14 protein-coding genes are annotated in these 15,131 nt (G+C 69.3%); 3 read left to right on the top strand and 11 right to left on the bottom strand.

Annotation, left to right across the window (positions count from 1 at the left end):
* The first annotated feature begins 30 nt into the window (after positions 1–30).
* Positions 31–921, top strand: a complete 891-nt coding sequence (locus J2Z79_RS06490) for a LysR family transcriptional regulator (protein WP_209466055.1) — start codon at positions 31–33, stop codon at positions 919–921.
* A gap of 385 nt (positions 922–1,306) precedes the next feature.
* Complete coding sequence (locus J2Z79_RS06485) at positions 1,307–1,906, top strand: RNA polymerase sigma factor (RefSeq protein WP_209466054.1); 600 nt, start codon at positions 1,307–1,309, stop codon at positions 1,904–1,906.
* Positions 1,907–2,280: 374 nt separating this feature from the next.
* On the opposite strand, the gene J2Z79_RS06480 is transcribed toward J2Z79_RS06485, so the two are convergent.
* Complete coding sequence (locus J2Z79_RS06480; RefSeq protein ID WP_209466053.1) at positions 2,281–2,604, bottom strand: hypothetical protein; 324 nt, start codon at positions 2,602–2,604, stop codon at positions 2,281–2,283.
* A gap of 78 nt (positions 2,605–2,682) precedes the next feature.
* On the opposite strand from J2Z79_RS06480, the gene J2Z79_RS06475 reads away from it, so the two are divergent.
* Positions 2,683–3,534 (top strand): 5'-3' exonuclease, encoded by an 852-nt coding sequence (locus J2Z79_RS06475; RefSeq protein ID WP_209466052.1) that lies wholly within the window; start codon positions 2,683–2,685, stop codon positions 3,532–3,534.
* A 157-nt stretch (positions 3,535–3,691) separates the two neighbouring features.
* On the opposite strand, the gene J2Z79_RS06470 is transcribed toward J2Z79_RS06475, so the two are convergent.
* From J2Z79_RS06470 to ilvN, 10 genes are all read right to left on the bottom strand, one after another.
* Positions 3,692–4,108: a CoA-binding protein gene (locus J2Z79_RS06470; RefSeq protein ID WP_209466051.1), complete on the bottom strand. Its 417-nt coding sequence runs from the start codon at positions 4,106–4,108 to the stop codon at positions 3,692–3,694.
* Positions 4,109–4,184: 76 nt separating this feature from the next.
* Complete coding sequence (locus J2Z79_RS06465) at positions 4,185–5,474, bottom strand: O-acetylhomoserine aminocarboxypropyltransferase/cysteine synthase family protein (RefSeq protein WP_209466050.1); 1,290 nt, start codon at positions 5,472–5,474, stop codon at positions 4,185–4,187.
* Positions 5,467–6,408, bottom strand: a complete 942-nt coding sequence (locus tag J2Z79_RS06460) for a carbohydrate kinase family protein (protein ID WP_209466049.1) — start codon at positions 6,406–6,408, stop codon at positions 5,467–5,469. Before J2Z79_RS06460 ends, J2Z79_RS06465 begins: the two co-directional genes overlap by 8 nt.
* Before the next feature lie 78 nt (positions 6,409–6,486).
* Positions 6,487–7,341 carry a class II fructose-1,6-bisphosphate aldolase gene (locus J2Z79_RS06455; RefSeq protein ID WP_209466048.1) on the bottom strand — a complete coding sequence of 285 codons (855 nt, stop codon included), beginning with the start codon at positions 7,339–7,341 and terminating at the stop codon, positions 6,487–6,489.
* Positions 7,342–7,481: 140 nt separating this feature from the next.
* Positions 7,482–9,194 carry a biosynthetic-type acetolactate synthase large subunit gene (gene ilvB, locus J2Z79_RS06450; RefSeq protein ID WP_209466047.1) on the bottom strand — a complete coding sequence of 571 codons (1,713 nt, stop codon included), beginning with the start codon at positions 9,192–9,194 and terminating at the stop codon, positions 7,482–7,484.
* Between the two features lie 85 nt (positions 9,195–9,279).
* Complete coding sequence (gene ilvD, locus J2Z79_RS06445) at positions 9,280–10,959, bottom strand: dihydroxy-acid dehydratase (RefSeq protein WP_209466046.1); 1,680 nt, start codon at positions 10,957–10,959, stop codon at positions 9,280–9,282.
* Between the two features lie 94 nt (positions 10,960–11,053).
* On the bottom strand, positions 11,054–11,926 hold the full coding sequence (gene ilvE, locus J2Z79_RS06440; protein WP_209466045.1) for a branched-chain-amino-acid transaminase: 873 nt from the start codon (positions 11,924–11,926) through the stop codon (positions 11,054–11,056).
* A 22-nt stretch (positions 11,927–11,948) separates the two neighbouring features.
* The gene (locus tag J2Z79_RS06435) at positions 11,949–13,520 is read right to left on the bottom strand and encodes a 2-isopropylmalate synthase (RefSeq protein WP_209466044.1); all 1,572 of its coding nucleotides are present in this window, start codon (positions 13,518–13,520) and stop codon (positions 11,949–11,951) included.
* Between the two features lie 32 nt (positions 13,521–13,552).
* Positions 13,553–14,569, bottom strand: coding sequence for a ketol-acid reductoisomerase (ilvC, locus tag J2Z79_RS06430; RefSeq protein ID WP_209466043.1), 1,017 nt, complete (start codon positions 14,567–14,569; stop codon positions 13,553–13,555).
* A complete protein-coding gene (gene ilvN / locus J2Z79_RS06425; protein WP_209466042.1) occupies positions 14,544–15,077 on the bottom strand; it encodes an acetolactate synthase small subunit in 534 nt (177 codons plus the stop codon). Before ilvN ends, ilvC begins: the two co-directional genes overlap by 26 nt.
* Positions 15,078–15,131: the final 54 nt, after the last annotated feature.

Genomic DNA, 15,131 nt, shown 5'->3' with positions numbered 1-15,131 from the left:
CGGCAACCGGAAGCAGGGGGGATACCTCGGATGCTGCTGTCCTACCTCCAGGTCTACTGCGACATTATTGAAACCCGCAGCTTCTCGAAGGCAGCTGCGCGCAACTTCATCTCCCAGCCTGCGGTCAGCCAGCAGGTGAAGGCGCTGGAGGAGCAGTTTCACCAACGGCTGATCGAGCGGTCGCCCCAGGGCATCTACCCCACCGAAGCCGGCCGGATCTTCTACGAGGGCGCGCGCGAGATCGTCGAGCGGTACCAGGCCCTGGAACGGCAGATGGCCGACCTCACGCAGACCGTCTCCGGCTCCATCCGGGTCGCCACCGTGTACTCCGTCGGCCTCCACGACCTGCCCCCCTATATCAAGAAGTTCATGCAGGCGTATCCGCAAGCCCGGGTCCACGTGGAGTACAGCCGCACCAACAAGATCTACGAGGCGGTGCGGCAGAACCAGGTGGACATCGGCATCGTGGCCTACCCGCAGGAGAGCCGGCAGATGGGGGTCATCCCCCTGCCCTCGGACGAACTGGTGGTCATCGTCCCCCCCAACCACCCGCTGGCGGTCGCCGGCGCCCCGGTGGAGCTGCGCCAGCTCCATCGGATGCCCTTCATCGCCTTCGACCCGGACATCCCCACCCGGAAGGCCACCGACCGGGTGCTGCACGACCAGGGCGTGGAGGTCGAGGTCGTCCAGGAGTTCGATAACGTCGAGACCATCAAGCGCTCGGTGGAGGCCGAGCTGGGCGTCTCGATCATCCCCCGCCGATGCGCCCGCTGGGAGATCCGGTCCGGCTCGCTCTGCGCCCTGCCCATCGCGGACCTGCGCATCGAGCGGCCCGTCGGCGTGATCTACAAGCGGGGCAAGAGCTTCAGCAACACGCTGCAGAAGTTCATCGGCATCCTGACCCAGCGGGAAGAGAACTGAGGATGCGGATCACAGGGCGGCGTCCCCAACGCGGGGGCGCCGCCCAGGTCATATATAACGCGCGGCTTGCGAACTTCTATACCGATCGTAAGCAAGAAATCGACGGGTAACCCGTAACCTTCGGCGTCCAAGTTCGTTAGTAAGGGCGAGGCACAAGGGCGGGAAACCGCCAGGGACTGGCTGCGCCGAGGGCAGTGGCATCCATTGCGACGAACGAACCTGTAACGTTTGAAACTCTATCTTGTTGCAATGGGTGAACTTGTAACGCGTGAACACAGAACAGTGAAGATATAACGCAACCACTGACGCCGCAGCGAGCCACGCTGCGCGACGGGCGAGCTTGCGGCGAACAGGGTTGCGTCGACTGAACGGGGGGACCGAAGCGATGACGGCGGCCTTGACGGACGAACAGTTAGTGGTACGGGCCCAGGCGGGCGACCGGGGCGCACTGGGCGAGCTGCTTGAGCGGTACGAGCGGCGGACATACAACTTGGCTTTTCGCTTAATGGGAAATCACGCCGATGCGTGTGACGCGGCACAGGAGGCGCTGGTGCGCGTCTGCATCCGCTTGCATAACTTCCGCGGCGAATCCGCCTTCTCCACCTGGCTGTACCGGGTGGTCACCAACACCTGTCTGGACGAGCTGCGGCGCAGAGGCCGGCTGCGCCACGCCTCGCTGGACGACGGGATGCCGATGGAAGAGGGCACGCTCCCCCGCCAGGCGGCCGACGAGGCGCAGGGGCCCGTCGAGTACGCCGAGCGGCACGAGGTGCAGGCCGCGGTGCAGCGGGCGATCGCCAGGCTGCCCTACGAGTACCGGGTGGTCGTGATCCTGCGTGACATCCAGGACCTCTCCTACCAGGAGATCGCCGCCGTACTGGACACGACGCTGGGCACCGTGAAGTCGAGGTTGCACCGGGCCCGCCAGGCCCTGCGGACGATCATCGCCGACACCGAGGGCAAGTGCCTCGAGATCGCCGGATAGTGTTCGCATGGTTTGTCCAATTCTTTCAGAATCGTAATCCTCCGTTCGCTGTTCACAGTACTGTCCGACATGTTAGACTGTAGTTGCAAGGGGCGCAGGGGATGGCTGATCGTCGGAAGCCAGTGATTTCGGATCTCAGGATTCCGCAATCGCGAACCCGGCCCGGTTTCTGGAACCCGTTGTTCCCATATCCTCTGGCGCTCCTTTTTGGGTGACCGGGGTAAGGGGAAGAGTCGAGCAGGAGAGATGCTCCCCCGGGTCACCGCAACCCCCTGAAGGGTAACCCCTTCAGGGGGTTGTTCGCGCACCGCCCCCTGCCGTGAGTTTCCGCACAGGGATTGCACCCGCCCGGGACGAATACGGCATGGTGAGGCTCAGTCCTTGGCCAGCCCGTCCGGAACCCCGCCGGCGTCGCCCCCGTCGGCAGCCGCAACATAGGCGTCGAAACCCGACGCCCCCGGCTGCTCGGCGCTGATCGGAAAGGCGCCGGTCGCGTGCGCGCCGGTCTCGTACGCATGGGCAGGATGGGCGTCTCCGGTCAGCACTCCGTCACCCCTGCCGGTGCCCTCCTCCCACGCGGTGTCGCCCCTGGGTGCGGGATCGCCCATGGGGATTAGGGTCTCGTTCCTGCCGAACCGGGGCGCGTACATGAACCAGGCGATGGCAATTACGGCCAGGCACATCAAGAGCCAGATCATCCTGCCTCCCCCCTGTGCCCCTATTCTTCCCCGCCGGTCCACAACACAATCTGGAAAGGAACGATCGCGATCAACTCCATGCTGCTCGTCGACGGCGGACTGATCTTCCGCGCATTCTTCGCGCTCCCGCCCATGACCGACCCGCACGGGCGACCGGTCAACGCCGTGTACGGCTTCCTGGCCATGCTGCTGCGCGCCCTGGCGGCGGCCCGCCCGAGCCACCTGGCGGTGGCGATGGACGTGCCCGTTCCGGAGAACCGGCGGACGCGGCTCTACCCGGCGTACAAGGCCCACCGTCCGGAGTGCCCCGCCGACCTGGCGCCGCAGTTCGACCTGCTGCGCGAGACCCTCGCCGCCCTGAACATCGCCGTCCTGGGCGCGCCGGGCTACGAGGCCGACGACCTGATGGGCACCATGGCCCGCCTGGCCGAGGAGGGCGGCATGGAGGTGACAATCCTCACCGGCGACCGCGACAACCTCCAGCTGCTGTCGGGCCGGACGACGGTCCAGTACGTCAAGAAGATGAACCAGACCGTCACGTACGATGTGCCGCGCTTCGTCCAGGAATGGGGCATCCTCCCGGGGCAGCTGGTCGACCTCAAGGGGCTTGCCGGCGACGCCTCGGACAACATCCCCGGCATCCGGGGCATCGGGACCAAGACCGCCGTGAAGCTCCTGCAGGAGTTCGCCACGCTGGAGCAGGTCCTCGCCCAGGCCCACACCCAGCGGGGCCGCCTCCGACAACTGCTGGAGGAGGGGCGGGAGGTCGCCCTGCTCTCCAAGCAGCTGGCCACCATCGACCGCCACGTCCCCGGCCTCTGCGCGCCGGCGGACTGCGCCCTGCGGCTGGACCGCGCGGGGGGAGCCGCCGCGCTGGAAGCACTGCGGTTCCGCTCGCTGCTGGGCGCGTTTCAACGCGCGATCGGGTGACCCCCTGGCTTGCTGTCCGACGCGTCAGCGCCGTTTGTTCGTCTTCCGTGTGGGGTAACACCGCCGACGGGGCCCGGCGGGCCGGCCCCAGCTCACCTCCGAAAGCGAGCCAGGGGGCCCGCCAGCACGGCGGACCCCCCTTACGTATGGCGCCGGCCTAGCGCCCAGCCCTGACAGCCTCCTTGTACAGGCAGCGGTCCTGCACCACGGCCAGGCCCAGCGCCTCAGCCTCGGCCACCGCCTGGTCGTTGACCACGCCCTCCTGCATCCACAGGACCCTGGGCGGCGCCTTCATCTGCGCGACCTCCCGCACCACGTCTACCGCGTACTGGGGCGCGCGGAAAACCTGCACCACGTCCACCGGGAAGGGAATCTCGGTGAGGGATGCGTAGACCTTCTCCCCCAGGATCTCGCCCCCCTTGGGCGTTACGGGCACGATGCGGTAGCCCCGCTGCTGCATCGCCTTGCTCACCCGGTGGCTCGGGCGCTCGGGGTTGTCGGACAGCCCCACCACCGCCAGCACCCGCGGTCGCTCGAGCACCCACGCGATCGTCTTCGGATCATTCACCGCCATGGCCAGCGTCCCCCCTGTTGAACCCTGCCTTAATAGTGAGACGTGCCCGGGCGCACGGCGAGACGGGCAGCACCGCTCAGCCCATCGCCTTCTCCAGGGCCTGGTCCAGGTCGGCGAGCAGGTCCGCCACGCCCTCGATGCCCACCGAGACCCGGATCAGGTCGTCCCCCACGCCGGCGGCCTCCCGCTGGGCGGGGCTGAGCTGGCTGTGCGTGGTGGAGGCCGGGTGGATCACCAGGGACTTGGCGTCGCCCACGTTGGCCACGTGGGAGAAGAGCCGCACGGAGTCGATGAAGCGGGCGCCCGCCTCCAGCCCACCCTTGAGGCCGAAGACCAGCATGCCGCCGAAGCCGCCCTTCAGGTAGCGCTGCGCCAGGACGTGGCCGGGGTGGTCCGGCAGGCCCGGGTACTGGACCCAGGCCACGGCCGGGTGCGCGGCCAGGTGCCGGGCGATGGCCATGGCGTTCTCGCTGATGGCCCGCATCCGCAGGGCGAGGGTGTCCAGGCCCAGCAGCAGCAGGAACGAGTTGAAGGGCGACTGGCAGGCGCCCAGGTCGCGCAGCATCTGGACCCGCACCTTCGTGATGAACCCGGCGGGCCCGAAGTCCACCGCGTAGCGCACCCCGTGATAGGAGGCGTCGGGCTCGGTGAAGCCCGGGAAGCGCGGCGAGTTCCAGTCGAAGTTGCCGGAGTCGACCACCACCCCGCCCATCGCAACCCCGTGGCCGCCCAGCCACTTGGTGGCCGAATGGATCACCAGGTCGGCCCCGTGCTCGAAGGGCCGGCAGAGGATGGGCGTGGCGAAGGTGTTGTCGATGACGAGCGGGATCCCGTGCTCGTGGGCGACGGCCGCAACGCCGGCGATGTCGAACAGGTCGAGCCGCGGGTTGCCGATGATCTCGCCGAAGATCAGGCGGGTGCGGGGGGTGATCGCCCGGCGGAAGTCCTCGGGGTCGCCGGAGTCGACGAACCGGGCGGTGATGCCCCACTTGGGCAGCGTGGTGGCGAACAGGTTGTAGGTGCCGCCGTAGAGGCTGGACGACGTGACGATCTCGTCGCCCGCGTTGCAGATGGCCATGACGGTGGCCGCCAGGGCGGCGTGGCCGGACGCGAAGGCCACCGCCCCCACCCCGCCCTCCAGCGCGGCGATGCGCTCCTCGAAGGCGGCGGTGGTGGGGTTGTTGATGCGGGTGTAGATGTTGCCCTCCGCCTCCAGCGAGAAGAGCTGCCGGGCGTGCTCGGTGGACTGGAAGGCGTAGGCGGTGGTCTGGTAGATGGGCACCGCGTGGGCGCCGGTCACCGGGTCCGAACGGTAGCTGCCGTGCACCGCCAGCGTCTCCGGCGAAAAGCCTCTGCGGTCATGCATCGCTGTCACCCTCCGTCTGCCTCAGAATCCCGGGGGGCAGCGCCGGGCGGGCGCCCACCCGGGTGACCACCTCGGCCCCGAGGCGGTTGGCGCACAGGGCGGCCCGGTACGGGTCCAGGCCCCGGCGCAGGCCGTGGATCAGGGCGGCGCCCCAGGCGTCGCCGGCCCCCGTGCCGTCCACGGGCGGGCCCGAAGGCTTTGCCGGGGGCACGTAGGTCAGCCGGACGGGCCGCACGGCGCCGGCGCCCTCCGCAGCCGCCAACAGCGCCCCCTCCGGGCCCAGCTTCACGGCGACCAGCTCCGCCTTGCGGGCCAGGCGGCGGGCGGCCTCCTCCAGGTCGGTGCAGCCGGTCAGGGCCAGGGCCTCGTCCCGGTTGGGGAGGAGCACCCTGATCCCCTCCGGCAGCGCCATGCCGTGACGCCGGATGAACCCCGCGGACGAGGGGTCGAACGAGATGGGCACGCCGGCCTCCCGGGCCACCGCCACGGCCCGCTGCAGCGTCCGGCGGGTCGCCTCCCAGAAGCAGGCGTAGCCGGTGACGTGCAGCCACCCGGCGGTGCGGATCCGCTCCTCGGGCAGGTCCGCCGGCTCCAGGAAGTGACTGGCGCCCCGGGGGACCATCATGTGCCGCTGCACGCCGTCGCTGAAGAGCACCAGCACCGCGGTGGGGTGCACGGGATCCCGGGCGGCGTGGACCTCGACGCCCTCGTCCCGCATGTCCGCCACCAGCGCCCGGCCCAGCAGGTCGTCGCCCACCCGGGTCGCAAAGCAGACCGGATCGCCCAGGCGGCGGGTCCAGACGGCGAAGTTGGCCGCCGACCCGCCGGGGGCGGAGCGCACCTCGCCCGGGGTGTCGGTGTCGGGCTCCAGCGCGCCCGCTGCGGTGGCGACCACGTCCAGGACGAGGTCGCCGAAGGTAAACAGGTGCTGCATCCCCTGCCCTCCCCGGAGGTAGATGTGGATAAGGAAAGATCGCCGTTGGGTAGATTTCCCCAGCGGCGATCCCAATTCCTACGCCTTGCCCACCGAGCCGAACAGCGCCATCTTCGCCTTGATGTGCTCCTTCAGCACGTCCCGGGCGGGGGCGAAGATCTTGCGGGGGTCGATCTCGTCGGGCTTCTCCGCCAGCTGCCGGCGCACCTCGCCCAGGAAGGCCTGGCGGAGCTCCGTGTCGATGTTGATCTTGCGGATGCCCAGCTCGATGCCCTTCTTCACGTCCTCGGCCGGCACGCCCGAGCCGCCGTGCATCACCAGGTAGGCCCCGGTCTGCTCGTGGACGGCGGCGATGCGGTCCAGCGCCAGCTTGGGCGGCAGCTTGTACGGCCCGTGGGCGGTGCCGAAGGACATCGCCAGGGCGTCGACGCCGGTGGCCTCGTAAAACTCGATCGCGTCGGGCACGGGGGTGAGCATCGCGTCCCGCTCGTCGACGGCGATGTCGTCCTCGACGCCCCCGATCTTGCCGATCTCGCCCTCCACGGAGACGCCCACGGCGTGGGCGATCTTCACGACCTCGCGGGTGCGGTTGATGTTCTCCTCCTTCTCGTACTGCGAGCCGTCGAACATCACCGAGGTGAAGCCCGCCCGGATGCAGGCGACCACCGTGTTGAAGTCCGTGCCGTGGTCGAGGTGCAGGCAGATGGGCACCGTGGCCTTCTGGGCGGCCGTCTTCACCATGCCGACGATGTACTCCAGGCCTGCGTACTTGATGGCCCCCTGGCTCGCCTGCAGGATCACCGGCGAGCGGGTCTCCTCCGCCGCGGCCACGATCGCCTGGACGATCTCCATGTTGTTGCAGTTAAACGCTCCGACCGCATACTTCCCCTGCTGTGCCGCATCCAGGAGCGTTCGCAAAGAGACGAGCGCCATCGACAATGCCTCCCCACTGCGCCCGCGGGCGCCGTTGCTTCTAGGGACAGTTATGCCGACAGGAAGTCGCCCTCCTACCGGCATAAAGATCAATTCTTTGGATGCTGCATATAGAGTTTCCCTATCATAACGGGCCCCAGCTATCGCTTGGCGTCCAGCAGCGCCTCGGTGTTGGCGCCGCCGGGCGGCACGATGGGGAAGACGTTCTCCTCCTGCTGCACCTGCACGTCCAGGAAGACCGGACCCCTGTGCTCCCGGACCTCGGCCATGGCGCCGGTCAGCTCCCCGAGCCGCCGGACCCGCATCCCCCGGATGCCGTAGGCCTCGGCCAGCTTCACGAAGTCCGGCATGCCCCGGCGCAGGTCGACCTCCTTGTACCGTCCCTTGTAGAACATCTCCTGCCACTGGCGCACCATGCCCAGGTAGCCGTTGTTCAGGAGCACGATCTTCACCGGCAGGTTCTCCTGCACCACGGTGGCCAGCTCCTGGATGCACATCTGGATCGAGCCGTCGCCGGTGATCAGGACGACCTCCCGGTCAGGGCGCCCGATGGCGGCGCCGATCGCCGCCGGCAGGCCGAAGCCCATGGTGCCCAGGCCGCACGAGGAGAGCCAGGTTCGGGGCTCGGTCCGGGTGCAGTAGTGCGCGGCCCACATCTGGTGCTGGCCCACGTCGGTGGCGACGATCGCCTGCGGGCCGAAGGTCTCCTGCACCGCCTGGATCACCTGCTGCGGCTTGGGCACGCCGGCCGGGTCGGTGGGGATCTCCTCCCCCCGGCGCACGCCCCAGAGCGGGTACTGCTCGTGCCAGGCCTGCACCTGCGCCCGCCACTCGGGGAGCTTCTGCGACCAGTCGCCCAGGGCCTCGTTCAGCTGCGCCAGGACCAGGCCGCAGTCGCCCACCAGCTGGATGTGCGACGGCAGGTTCTTCGACATCTCCGCCGGGTCAATGTCGATGTGGATCACCCGGGCCTTGGGGGCGAACCGGGCGGCCATGCCGGTCACCCGGTCGTCGAAGCGCATCCCGCAGGCGATGAGCAGGTCGGAGTTGGCCACCGCCCGGTTGGCGGCGAAGGTGCCGTGCATACCCAGCAGCCCCAGGCACTGCGGGTGGTCCATCGGGAAGCCCCCGAGGCCCATCAGCGTCTCGACCACCGGGGCGTCCATCCGCTCGGCCAGCGCCCGGAAGGGGCCTGCGGCGTCCTCCGAGGAGACCACGCCGCCGCCGCAGATGAGCACCGGGCGCTGCGCGGTCCGGATGGCCTCGGCCGCCGCGGCCACCGCCTCCGGCGCCGCCTCGCCCGGGATGCGGTAGCCCGGCAGGTGGATGGGCGGCGGGTAGTCGTAACGCACCGGGGCGCTGGTCACGTCCTTGGGGATGTCGATCAGCACCGGCCCCGGACGGCCCGTGCGGGCGATGTGGAAGGCCTCGCGCACCACCCGCAGCAGGTCGCCCGGGTCGGTGACGAGGTAGTTGTGCTTGGTCACCGGCATCGTGATGCCGGTCACGTCGGCCTCCTGGAAGGCGTCCCGCCCGATGAGCTGGCGCGGCACCTGGCCGGTGATGGCCACGATGGGCGTCGAGTCCATCATGGCGTCGCAGAGCCCGGTCACCAGGTTGGTGGCGCCGGGGCCGGAGGTGGCCAGCACCACCCCCACCCGGCCCGTCGTCCGGGCGTATCCCTCAGCCGCGTGAATCGCGCCCTGCTCGTGGCGGGTCAGCACGTGCCGGACGGGGCTGTCGTAGAGGGCGTCGTAGATGTAGAGACTCGCCCCGCCGGGGTAGCCGAAGATGACCTCGACCCCTTCCGCCTCCAACGCCTTGAGCAGGGCGGCAGCCGCCTGCATCTCCATCTCACGTCCTCCTTTGGTCGGGGAACCAGCCCCGAAGTTCCTCCTCACTCAGCCGGGTCGCTCAGCCGGGCCCCGGCGAGGTCAGTCAGTCAGGCGTGCGCAGCACGGCCCCCGTGTTGGCGGACGTCACCATGGCGGCGTAGCGCCCCAGCCAGCCCCGGCGGACCTTGGGCGCCGGCTTCACCCACCGGGCCCGGCGGCGCTCCAGCTCCTCCTCCGGCACATCCAGCGTCAGCCGCCGCCCGGGGATGTCGATGGTGATCGGGTCGCCGTCCTCCACCAGGGCGATGGGGCCGCCCTCGGCCGCCTCGGGCGAGATGTGGCCGAGGCAGATGCCCCGGGTGCCGCCCGAGAACCGCCCGTCGGTGATCAGGGCGACCTGCGTGCCGAGGCCCATGCCGACGATCGCGGAGGTCGGCGCCAGCATCTCCGGCATGCCGGGCCCCCCCTTGGGCCCCTCGTAGCGGATGACCACCACGTGGCCCGGCTGCACCTTGCCGCCGAAGATCCCCTGCAGCGCCTCGTCCTGTGAGTCGAAGCAGATGGCCCGGCCGGTGAAGGTGGTGATGGACGGGTCCACCGCGCCGACCTTCAGCGCCGCGCCGTCGGGCGCCAGGTTGCCGAAGAGCATCGCCAGGCCGCCGGTCTCGGCGTAAGGCGCCTCCACCGGCCGGATGACCTCCCGGTTCCGGTTCGCGGCCGCCTCCCAGAGCTCGCCGATGGTCTTCCCCGCCACCGTCGGGCAGTCGGGGTGGAGCGTGCCCGGCTTGCGGGCGAGCTCCTTGAGGATCGCCATCACGCCGCCGGCCGCGTGCACGTCCTCGATGTGCACCTCGGTCGTGGCCGGCGAGACCTTGCAGAGGTAAGGTACCCGTGCCGAGAGCTCGTTGATGCGGGAGAGCGGGTAGTCGACCCCCGCCTCGGTGGCGATGGCCAGCGTGTGGAGCACCGTGTTGGTGGAGCCGCCCATGGCGATGTCCAGGGCGAAGGCGTTGTCGATGGCCTCCGCCGTCACGATCTCCCGGGGCCGGGGCCCGCCCGCCAGCGCCATCTCGACGATCCGCCGGGCCGCTGCCCGGGCCAGCGCCTCCCGCTCCGCCGACCGGGCCAGCGCCGTGCCGTTGCCCGGCAGCGCCAGCCCCAGGGCCTCGCAGAGGCAGTTCATCGAGTTGGCGGTGAACATGCCCGAGCACGAGCCGCAGGTGGGGCAGGAGAGGTCCTCCATCTCCTTCAGCTCCGCATCCGTGATCATGCCGCGGCTGTGGGCGCCGACGCCCTCGAAGACGCTGATCAGGTCCGACCGGCGGCCGTCCTTCAGCCGCCCCGCCGCCATGGGCCCGCCCGAGATGAAGATCGTGGGCACGTTCACCCGCATGGCGGCCATCAGCATGCCGGGGGTGATCTTGTCGCAGTTGGGGATGCAGATCATCGCATCCAGCTGGTGCGCCTCCATCACCGTCTCCACGGCGTCGGCGATCAGCTCCCGGCTGGGCAGGCTGTAGCGCATGCCGATGTGGCCCATCGCGATGCCGTCGTCCACGCCGATGGTGTTGAAGATGAAGGGGACGCCGCCGGCCTCCCGCACGGCCTCCTTCACCAGGTCGCCGAACTCCTTCAGGTGGACGTGGCCGGGCACAATATCAATGTAGCTGTTGGCGATGCCAATGAAGGGCTTCCCCATGTCGGCGTCGGTCACGCCGGTCGCCTTGAGCAGCGCCCGGTGCGGCGCCCGGTCGTGCCCCTTCTTGATGGTGTCGCTGCGCATCGTGTACCCCTCCGTCTCTGTCGTTCCGCACGCCCCCTCTGTGTGCAGGCTGTGTCTCTTGGCGTGGGGGGTGCTGGGCCGTGCGCAGTCTGCGTTAGATAGGCGTGCCTTCGACGGTGGTGCGCTCCCGGAACGTCTCGATGAGCCGCCAGGTCACCGGACCGGGCTCGCCGGAGCCAATCTTCCGGGCGTCGCACTCGACCACGGGCACGATCTCGGCGGCGGTGCCGGTGAGGAAGCACTCGTCCGCGGTGTAGAGGTCGTAGAGGGTAAACGTCGCCTCCTCCACGGGGTAGCCCAGCTCACGGGCGTACTCCATGACCGCCGCCCGGGTGATGCCCGGCAGGATGCCCAGGTGGACGGGCGGGGTGATCACCCGGCCCTTCTTCACGATGAAGATGTTGTCGCCCGTGCCCTCGCAGACGTAGCCCTCCTTGTTCAGCATCACCACCTCGGGGTAGCCGAGGGTGACGGCGCTGATCTTGGCGGAGATGCTTGTCAGGTAGTTGAGGCTCTTCACCTGGGGCGAGAGGGTGTCCGCGGGGTTGCGCCGGGTGCTCACCGAGATCACCCGCATCCCCTTGGTGTAGACCTCCTCCGGGTAGAGGCTGATGGCGTCGGCGATGCAGACGACCGTCGGCCGGGGGCACTTGCGGGGATCGAGGCCCAGGTCGCCCTTGCCCCGGGAGACGACCAGCCGGATGTAGGCGTCCCGCAGGTCGGAGCGGCGCAGCGTCTCCAGTACCACTTCCTCCATCTCTTTCCACGAGAGCGGGATCTCCAGCCAGATCGCCTTGGCCGAGTCGTAGAGCCGATCCAGGTGCTCGGTCAGGCGGAAGACCCGTCCGCCGTAGGCCCGGATGCCCTCGAAGATGCCGTCGCCGTACAGGAAACCGTGGTCGAACACCGAGACCTTGGCCTCATCCTTCGGATACCATTTGCCGTCCACGTAAACCTGAATCGACACTGCCGCCCCTCCTTCTGCCTGCTCAGTCTCCGTAGGCCCGCATCTGCCAGCCCGGGGCCGGGTCGTCGGCGACCGCCAGGGCCGCCCCGGACAGGATCTTGTTGATGGCGTTGATGTAGGCACGGGCAGAGGCCTCGAGGACGTCCGTGGAGGTGCCCCGGCCCGACGCCACCCGGTCGCCGGACCGCACCCGCACGGTCACCTCGCCCAGGGCGTCCTGCCCCTCGGTGACGGCGTTCAGCCGGTAGTCCAGCAGCTGGCCCTCGAAGCGGGCCGCCCGGTCGATGGCGTGGTAGAGGGCGTTCACCGGCCCGTCGCCGGAGGCGGCCTCCTGCTGCACGGCGGCGTCCCGCACCAGCCGGACCGTCGCGGTCGCCATCGTCTCGTTGCCCGCCACCACCTGGAAGGTGAGGAGCCGGCAGACCTCGGTCACCGTCCGGTGTGCCTGCTCCTCGCCGATGATAGCCAGCAGGTCGTGGTCGGTGACCGCCTTCTTGCGGTCGGCCACCTCCTTGAACCGCTGGAAGGCGGAGTCGATTTCGGCGTCGGTGAGCTGGTAGCCCAGGTGCTCCAGCCGGGCCCGGAAGGCCGCCCGCCCGGAGTGCTTGCCCAGCACCAGCGCCGACTCGGGCACGCCCACGTCCTCGGGCTTCATGATCTCGTAGGTGTCGCGGTGCTTCAGCATGCCGTCCTGGTGGATGCCGGACTCGTGGGCGAAGGCGTTGGCGCCCACGATGGCCTTGTTGGGCTGGACGGCGACGCCGGTGACGCTCTGCAGGAGCCGCGAGGTGCGGTAGATCTCCCTGGTGTTGATGCCGGTCTCGACGCCCCACTGGTCGTGCCGCACCCGGAGCGCCATCACGATCTCCTCCAGCGAGGCGTTGCCCGCCCGCTCGCCGATGCCGTTGACGGTGCACTCCACCTGGGTGGCGCCCGCCTCGACGGCGGCCAGGGTGTTGGCGACGGCCAGGCCCAGGTCGTCGTGGCAGTGGACCGAGAACTGCACCCCCTCGGGGGCGTCCACGTGCTCGATCAGGTAGCGGATCAGGTCGTAGTACTCCTTGGGCGTGGTGTAACCGACCGTGTCCGGCACGTTGAGCACCGTCGCCCCGGCGCGGGCGGCCACGGTGAAGATCTGCACCAGGAAGTTCCAGTCCGAGCGGGTCGCGTCCTCGGCGGAGAACTCCACCTCCGGGCCCAGCGAGCGGGCCAGGGCCACCGCGTCGCGGGCCGCCTTCACCACCTCGTCGGGGCTCTTGCGGAGCTTGTACTGCATGTGGATCGGCGAGGTGGCGATAAAGGTGTGGATCCGGGGCTTGGCCGCCCCCTTCACCGCCTCGTAGCAGCGGCGGATGTCCGCCTCGTTGGCACGGGCCAGACCTGCGATCGTGGGCCCGGATACGGTCTCGGCGATCTTGCGCACGGCCTCGAAATCGCCGGGCGATGCGGCGGGAAAGCCGGCCTCCATCACGTCCACACCCAGGCGGGCAAGCTGGCGGGCCACCTCCAGCTTGGCCTCTGCCGTCATGCCGAACCCCGGAGCCTGTTCACCATCCCGCAGGGTGGTGTCGAAGATCCGAATCCGCCGCGTCATCGCCGTCACCATCCTCTCTCGTCGTTGCTGGTTTACTCGTTCCCCTGGGCTCCCACGGGCTTCGGGAGCCAGGGCATCATCGCCCGCAGGCGGGCGCCGACCTGCTCCACCGGGTGCTCGGCGTTCTGCCGCCGGAGGGCGTTGAACTGCGGCCGGCCGACCTGGTTCTCGAGGATCCAGTTCTTGGCGAAGGTGCCGTTCTGGATCTCGGCCAGGACCTGCTTCATCCGCTCCTTCACCTCGGGCCCGATCACCCGGGGGCCGCTGACGTAGTCGCCGAACTCGGCCGTGTCGCTGATGGAGTAGCGCATGGAGGCCATGCCGCCCTCGTACATCAGGTCCACGATCAGCTTCAGCTCGTGCAGGCACTCGAAGTAGGCGATCTCGGGGGCGTAGCCGGCCTCGGTCAGCGTCTCGAACCCGTACTTCACCAGCTGGGTCAGGCCGCCGCACAGCACGGCCTGCTCGCCGAAGAGGTCGGACTCGCACTCCTCCTTGAAGGTCGTCTCGATCACGCCGGCCCGGGTGCCGCCGATGCCCTTCGCCCAGGCCAGGGCGATGTCCCGGCAGCGGCCGGTGGCGTCCTGGTGGACCGCCATCAGGCAGGGCACCCCCCGCCCCTCCACGTACTGCCGGCGCACCAGGTGGCCCGGACCCTTGGGGGCGATCATGAAGACGTCCACGTCGGGGGGCGGCTGTACCTGGCCGAAGTGGATGGCGAACCCGTGGCCGAAGCCGAGCGCCTTGCCGGCCTTCAGGTGGGGCCGGATCTCCTGCTCGTAGACCTGCCCCTGCTTCTCGTCGTTGATGAGCAGCATGATCACGTCCGCCACCTCGGCCGCCACCGCCACCGGGGCGACCTTCAGGCCCGCCTCCTCGGCCCGCCTCCAGCTCGGGCGGCCCTCCCGCAGGCCCACCGTCACGTCGAGTCCGGAGTCCTTCAGGTTGAGCGCGTGGGCATGACCCTGGCTGCCGAAACCGATGACCGCGATCTTCTTGCCCTGCAGGGCACCCAGGTTCGCATCAGACTCGTAGTACAGCCGCGTCATGATACCGCTCCTCCCTTGCCACCTTCATGGACTGCGCCCCCCGCGCCAGGGCGATGATGCCTGTGCGGGCGACCTCCTGCACGCCGAACTCCTGCGCCAGGCTGATCAGCGCCTCGACCTTGTCGTGGGTGCCCGTCACCTCGAGGATGACCGCCTCGTGGCCCACATCGACCACGCTGGCCCGGAAGACCGAGGCCAGCTGCAGGATCTGCGGCCGCCGCTCGGGGTCTGCGCTGACCTTGATGAGGGCCAGCTCCCGGGCCACGCTGCTCTCGGCCTCAAGGTCGGTCACCCGGATCACCTCGATCAGCTTGTCAAGCTGCTTGGAGACCTGGTTGAGCGTGGGCTCGTCGCCCTCCACCACCAGCGTCATCCGGGAGATGGCCGGGTCGTCTGTCACCCCGACCGCCAGGCTCTCGATGTTGAACCCGCGCCGCCGAATCAGCCCTGCCACCCGTGCCAGCACGCCCGGGTGATTCTCCACCAGCACCGACAGGATGCGCCTCACCCGACCTCACCTCCTCAAGCCTGCTCGGAGAAAAAGAAGATCCCTACCGCCCAG

Origin of the sequence: Symbiobacterium terraclitae, assembly GCF_017874315.1 — a bacterium.
Classification (GTDB): Bacteria; Bacillota; Sulfobacillia; order Symbiobacteriales; family Symbiobacteriaceae; genus Symbiobacterium; species Symbiobacterium terraclitae.
Note: the sequence above shows the minus strand (reverse complement) of the source record. Positions and strands in the feature narration are given on the sequence as shown.

What these genes read in the sequence shown, in the direction of transcription:
- ilvB (WP_209466047.1), bottom strand. Translation starts at nt 9,194, where the DNA reads ATGGAGATGCAGGCGGCTGCCGCCCTGCTCAAGGCGTTGGAGGCGGAA.
- J2Z79_RS06470 (WP_209466051.1), bottom strand. Translation starts at nt 4,108, where the DNA reads ATGGCGGTGAATGATCCGAAGACGATCGCGTGGGTGCTCGAGCGACCG.
- J2Z79_RS06480 (WP_209466053.1), bottom strand. Translation starts at nt 2,604, where the DNA reads ATGATCTGGCTCTTGATGTGCCTGGCCGTAATTGCCATCGCCTGGTTC.
- J2Z79_RS06490 (WP_209466055.1), top strand. Translation starts at nt 31, where the DNA reads ATGCTGCTGTCCTACCTCCAGGTCTACTGCGACATTATTGAAACCCGC.
- J2Z79_RS06455 (WP_209466048.1), bottom strand. Translation starts at nt 7,341, where the DNA reads ATGGCGCTCGTCTCTTTGCGAACGCTCCTGGATGCGGCACAGCAGGGG.
- ilvD (WP_209466046.1), bottom strand. Translation starts at nt 10,959, where the DNA reads ATGCGCAGCGACACCATCAAGAAGGGGCACGACCGGGCGCCGCACCGG.
- J2Z79_RS06475 (WP_209466052.1), top strand. Translation starts at nt 2,683, where the DNA reads ATGCTGCTCGTCGACGGCGGACTGATCTTCCGCGCATTCTTCGCGCTC.
- J2Z79_RS06460 (WP_209466049.1), bottom strand. Translation starts at nt 6,408, where the DNA reads ATGCAGCACCTGTTTACCTTCGGCGACCTCGTCCTGGACGTGGTCGCC.
- J2Z79_RS06485 (WP_209466054.1), top strand. Translation starts at nt 1,307, where the DNA reads ATGACGGCGGCCTTGACGGACGAACAGTTAGTGGTACGGGCCCAGGCG.
- J2Z79_RS06465 (WP_209466050.1), bottom strand. Translation starts at nt 5,474, where the DNA reads ATGCATGACCGCAGAGGCTTTTCGCCGGAGACGCTGGCGGTGCACGGC.
- J2Z79_RS06435 (WP_209466044.1), bottom strand. Translation starts at nt 13,520, where the DNA reads ATGACGCGGCGGATTCGGATCTTCGACACCACCCTGCGGGATGGTGAA.
- ilvC (WP_209466043.1), bottom strand. Translation starts at nt 14,569, where the DNA reads ATGACGCGGCTGTACTACGAGTCTGATGCGAACCTGGGTGCCCTGCAG.